Genomic DNA, 4,980 nt, shown 5'->3' with positions numbered 1-4,980 from the left:
CGGCTAAGTCCTTTGCCCGTCTCTTTGTAAGTCTCGATAGATTTATTTAGAGCGTAATTCCACCACCATCTAGCACACCCAAAAGTTTGAGCTAATTGGATTTGTTGCTCAAGTGACGGATATAAACGGACTTGTACCACTTTGTGTAACACTTCACTTTCACCTCCTTGATAGGAATACTCTACCACAAATGTATTTTATGATAAAGTACTTAAACAAAATAATTAGGGATTCGTCATACATCCGAAATTTGTTTTTGCTTGATGCAAAAAATCAATTCCAGATGCAATCCTCATCCCCTGCTCCCTATCCCCACCTTATGAGTACATTGAAGGTGGGGACTTCCGCAACACGTTAAGCAGGGTGGCTATTGCCTACTTACCTATGCAGGGGAGCAGGGAGACAAAAGAAAAAACTTTACCTTGTCTCCCTTGTCCTGGTGTTACCGCGTCAGTCTCAATTGATCGATTTCAACTTTACAGGTTACTAATGCTGCGAGCGATTTCTGCATCTGCTGATTCTTCGGACACGCGCAGGATTTTAGCCCCCAATTGCTGTAACTTTACATCAAGTCGATCATAGCCGCGATCGAGGTGCTGTAATCCCTGAATTGTGGTTTGTCCTTCCGCCGCCAGTCCTGCTATGACTAGCGCTGCCGATGCTCGCAAGTCTGTGCCTAACACTGGTGCGCCAGACAATTTTGGCACTCCCCGGACGAAAGCAGTGTTGCCTTTGACACGAATATCTGCCCCTAAGCGATTTAACTCTGAGGCATGACGCAAGCGATTTTCAAAGACAGATTCGTTAATCACACTGTCGCCTTCCGCCAAGGTTAGTAAAGCCATGAACGGCGCTTGCATATCTGTGGGAAAACCTGGATGGTATTGAGTTTCAATGTCCGTTGCCTTGAGAATTTCCGTTGGCAAAATGCGTAAGTGTTCAGGCTCTTCTTCAATAATTGTCACCCCAATATCCCGCAGCTTGGCAATCACTGGTACAAGATGTTCTGGAGCTACCGGCGAGAGGATAAGTTCTGAACGGGTAATTGCTGCTGCTAACAAAAACGTCCCGGCCTCTATGCGATCGGGAATAATGGTGTAGTCAACAGAATGCAACTTAGGGACTCCTTCAATAATAATCCTGCTAGTCCCCGCTCCCTTAATTTTTGCTCCCATCGCGTTACAGAAGTTAGCCAAATCAACTACTTCCGGTTCTCTGGCAGCATTTTCGATGATCGTTTCGCCCTCTGCCAGGGTAGCCGCCATCATCAAGTTTTCCGTCGCTCCGACACTGGCGATATCTAAGTAAATCTTCGCTCCTTTTAATCTCCGGCTGCTGCCAGGGACGTAGGCATTACAAATGCCATGCTCAATCTGCACCTCGGCTCCCATTGCTTGCAGTCCCCGAACATGCAAGTCAACTGGTCTTGCCCCAATAGCACAACCACCTGGTAAGGGCATCTGCGCTACTCCTAATCTTGCCAAAATGGCACCAATGGCAAAAAAACTCGCCCTCAACTGGGTAACTAGTTCATAGGGAGCTTTTGATGTTTTAATTTCGCTGGCGTTGATGTCTAAAATATCACCTTGCCGTGTTAAGCGTAAACCCAAAGCCGATAATACCTGAGCCATCCGCTCTACATCCGCTAATAAAGGGACATTACGGATGCGACAATCACCCGGACACAGCAAGGCTCCAGCCATGATTACCAGTGCTGAATTTTTTGCCCCGCTAATTTTCACATGACCTCGCAAAGGATGCCCACCCCAAATTTGCAAGACTGAGGAGTCTGCTTCGGGAGCAAATTTGGCATCTGGTAAGCTGGTAGAAGGATTAATAAGCCTACCTCCAAAAGTAATACGTATTTTATATGTTTGAAGTTGGTTTTGATTCTACATTAAAGATTCAATTTGTCCACGTTTTAGCGCGCCATCTTGCATATAAAAATTGTGTTTTAGATAAAAATTAAAGGCTGAGAATGAGCAATAGCAGGCTTTTCGAGCTTTTGAAAAATTTAACAAAAACGAATGACTAATTAGTAAATTTAAGCAAAATTAAATACTCAGTAAAATAACTTAAGTGTTCTTTAGAAATCAATGGTGTATTGTTCAGTTAATATTTTTATTTGACCTATTTCCTTAAAAACTCGTTTCCAGTCCGATATTCTTCACGAGGCGTTATAATTGCACTTGACAAAGGTAAAATATTATGCGAAAATAAGAAATTGTGGATAAGTAAAATTTGCCAGCGGAACTGGCGGAATTGGCAGACGCGCTAGATTCAGGTTCTAGTGCCGCAAGGCTTCCGGGTTCAAGTCCCGGGTTCCGCATATCAATTTTGGATTTTAGATTAATCCAAAATCCAAAATCCAAAATCCAAAATCGTGTTGACCAGTTTACAAAATTCCTTAGTCAAACAAATCCGGAAACTCCACTCTACTAAAGAGCGGCACAAGCAGGAGTTATTTTTACTGGAAGGGACGCACCTGTTAGAGGAAGCTTGTGCGGTGAATTACCCACTAGAAACAGTGTGTTGTACCCCAGATTGGCAAGCAGCCCATTCCTCACTGTGGTCAGAAGCTAGTAGCCAATGCGATCGCGCCGAAATTGTGAGTAGAGAAGTGTTGGATGCGATCGCTACCACAGTCCAACCCGATGGTGTGGTGGCAACGGCAAAACGAAGCAATCGCCAAACTCAAGTGCCTTTTACTGGTTTAGTGCTAGCTTTAGAAACAGTGCAAGATCCGGGCAACCTGGGTACAATGATCCGCACAGCTGCTGCTGCTGGGGCATCGGGGTTGTGGGTAAGTGGAGATAGTGTAGATTTAGACAGTCCTAAAGTTTTACGGGCTTCTGCGGGGCAATGGTTTCGCCTAGCAACGGCCGTAACGGAAGATTTAAAAGCGATAGTGCAACAGAGTCAGCAGGCAGGAATGCAGGTAGTAGCAACCTTGCCCAGCGCGACTTTAACTTATTGGGAAGTGGACTGGCGAAAACCCAGTTTGATTTTACTGGGAAATGAAGGTGCTGGATTGTCAGCAGATTTAGCAGCGATCGCAGACAAGCAAGTTAGAATTCCCTTGAGTCCTGGGGTAGAATCCGTGAATGTGGCGATCGCAGCTGCTTTAATGTTGTACGAAGCTCGGCGGCAAATGAGTCAAGAGTTAGGAGTTAAAATTTAGAACTCATAACTCATAATTTTTATTTCGTTTTTTTTCTTTCTTCGAGAAATTGTTCAATATCAGCAACTGCATCCTCAAGAGCCGCCAAATCAATAGTTGTCAAGTCTTGAGCGAGTTCGACTTCTTCGACTTCATTGACACTACTGGTATGCAGTTGTGGGATCTCTTCTTCCTCGGCTGAAGTTTTTTGTAAGATATCCTCCAGTTGCTCAAGGGACTCTTCAAACACTTGATCAGCAGCGCGGCGCTGTTGTGGCTGACTTTGCTCCATAATATTGACTTGAAAATCCTGATTTACTGATCTAATTTTGATTACGGTTTTTACAGATTTAAATTTTGCACTCCTAACATCATAGTTGTGTATTCTGGTATGCGTCGAATTATACTATTGGGCATCTGATGGTATTTTTGCCTTTTGAAAGACCTGCTCAACAGTAAATTCCAGTCCCTCAAATAGGGAATCTTGGAGTAATTCTTCTCCCATATAAGTTTGTGGTGCTGCATCTGGATAAAAATGATTTATGGCTTGGAGTATCATGACTGAATAATTCGTAATTAAAACACAGAACAATTAATTTTAATTCTGGCTCCTGAATTCTGACTGCTGAATTCTTCTTCAAATTGTTTGCATTCCCTGCAACACTTGCCGAATGATATCTGATGGCACCTCATCAGTAACTGTCACTACACCAATCTCTGTTGGTAAAACAAACCGCACTTTCCCCGCTTTGACTTTTTTATCTAACTGCAACGCCTCAATAATTGCTTCAATATCTACCCCTGATGGTAATTGAGTCGGTAAACCCGTTTTTTGAATTAGAGCGTTTTGACGTTCCGTGTCTTCCTTTTGCCACATTCCTAAATCTACAGCAATTTGCCCGCCTGCTACCATGCCAATGGCCACCGCTTCACCATGATTCACTAGACGATAACCAGTTAAACTTTCCACGGCATGACCGATGGTATGTCCATAGTTGAGAATCGCCCGTAATCCACCTTCTTTTTCATCTTTGCTAACAACGTCGGCTTTAGCTTGACAAGAACGCATTAATATGTATGTTATTAGGTCTGGTTTTACATAGCGGAGTTGATCGAGGCGTTTACTTGCTTCCAACTGGGCAAACAATTCAGCATCCCAAATCACACCGTACTTGATGACCTCTGCCATTCCTGCTCGAAACTCGCGCATAGGAAGAGTTTTTAGGACTTCTGGATCAATTAATACTAGACGTGGTTGATGAAATGCCCCAATCAAGTTTTTGCCGTGGGGATGATTCACGCCAGTTTTGCCACCAATTGCCGAATCTACCATCGCCAACAGAGAGGTAGGCACTTGGACAACATTAATGCCACGCAGCCAAGTTGCGGCTGCAAAGCCAGTCATATCGCCAATCACACCTCCACCCAAAGCCACCATAGTAGAAGAACGTTCTAGGCGGTTTTCCAAGGCGATATCGTAGAGTTTCTGGATGGAGTTGAGGGTTTTGTAGCGTTCACCAGGTGGTAGGCTACAGCTAGCAACTTCAAATCCAGCAGATGTTAGCGAAGTTATCGCTCTTTCCCCATAATGCTTAAAAATCGTCGGATTAGAAACCAGCAGTACCTTCTTACCTAGATTTAGATTGGCCATGTGTTGACCCAGTTGATCTAAACTCGAAGGTGCGTTAGCGTAGCTCACCGAAGGTATCGCAATCTCATAAGACTGCTCTGGTAGATTTACATTAATTACAGAAGTCATTACCCAACCCCAAACAAGCGCCTGTGGGCTGTATTCTATCGCAATCTGGGGGCAGGGGCTG

6 protein-coding genes and 1 tRNA gene are annotated in these 4,980 nt (G+C 44.2%); 2 read left to right on the top strand and 5 right to left on the bottom strand.

Annotated features, from left to right (window positions below; all coding sequences use genetic code 11):
* The coding region (locus F8S12_RS27175) for a helix-turn-helix domain-containing protein (RefSeq protein WP_196519402.1) at positions 1 to 152 on the bottom strand (152 nt) is incomplete at its 3' end.
* A 324-nt stretch (positions 153 to 476) separates the two neighbouring features.
* Positions 477 to 1,838 (bottom strand): UDP-N-acetylglucosamine 1-carboxyvinyltransferase, encoded by a 1,362-nt coding sequence (murA, locus tag F8S12_RS27170; RefSeq protein WP_196519401.1) that lies wholly within the window; start codon positions 1,836 to 1,838, stop codon positions 477 to 479.
* A gap of 409 nt (positions 1,839 to 2,247) precedes the next feature.
* On the opposite strand from murA, the gene F8S12_RS27165 reads away from it, so the two are divergent.
* A tRNA-Leu gene (locus F8S12_RS27165) sits at positions 2,248 to 2,329 on the top strand.
* Between the two features lie 54 nt (positions 2,330 to 2,383).
* Entirely contained in the window at positions 2,384 to 3,181 is a 798-nt protein-coding gene (locus F8S12_RS27160; RefSeq protein ID WP_196519400.1) for a TrmH family RNA methyltransferase, read from the top strand.
* Positions 3,182 to 3,200: 19 nt separating this feature from the next.
* Here the strand turns inward: F8S12_RS27160 and F8S12_RS27155 are convergent, their stop codons facing one another.
* From F8S12_RS27155 to aroB, 3 genes are all read right to left on the bottom strand, one after another.
* Positions 3,201 to 3,452 carry a hypothetical protein gene (locus F8S12_RS27155; RefSeq protein WP_196519399.1) on the bottom strand — a complete coding sequence of 84 codons (252 nt, stop codon included), beginning with the start codon at positions 3,450 to 3,452 and terminating at the stop codon, positions 3,201 to 3,203.
* A 114-nt stretch (positions 3,453 to 3,566) separates the two neighbouring features.
* Positions 3,567 to 3,719: a hypothetical protein gene (locus F8S12_RS27150; RefSeq protein ID WP_442946833.1), complete on the bottom strand. Its 153-nt coding sequence runs from the start codon at positions 3,717 to 3,719 to the stop codon at positions 3,567 to 3,569.
* A 78-nt stretch (positions 3,720 to 3,797) separates the two neighbouring features.
* Positions 3,798 to 4,919: a 3-dehydroquinate synthase gene (gene aroB / locus F8S12_RS27145; RefSeq protein WP_196519398.1), complete on the bottom strand. Its 1,122-nt coding sequence runs from the start codon at positions 4,917 to 4,919 to the stop codon at positions 3,798 to 3,800.
* Positions 4,920 to 4,980: the final 61 nt, after the last annotated feature.

It is taken from the genome of Nostoc sp. WHI (assembly GCF_015714725.1).
GTDB lineage: Bacteria > Cyanobacteriota > Cyanobacteriia > Cyanobacteriales > Nostocaceae > Nostoc.
This window is presented reverse-complemented; position numbering and strand designations above follow the sequence as displayed.

Excerpts from the sequence above, each read along its gene's own strand:
- F8S12_RS27155 (WP_196519399.1), bottom strand. The coding sequence starts at position 3,452 with ATGGAGCAAAGTCAGCCACAACAGCGCCGCGCTGCTGATCAAGTGTTT.
- F8S12_RS27150 (WP_442946833.1), bottom strand. The coding sequence starts at position 3,719 with ATGATACTCCAAGCCATAAATCATTTTTATCCAGATGCAGCACCACAA.
- aroB (WP_196519398.1), bottom strand. The coding sequence starts at position 4,919 with ATGACTTCTGTAATTAATGTAAATCTACCAGAGCAGTCTTATGAGATT.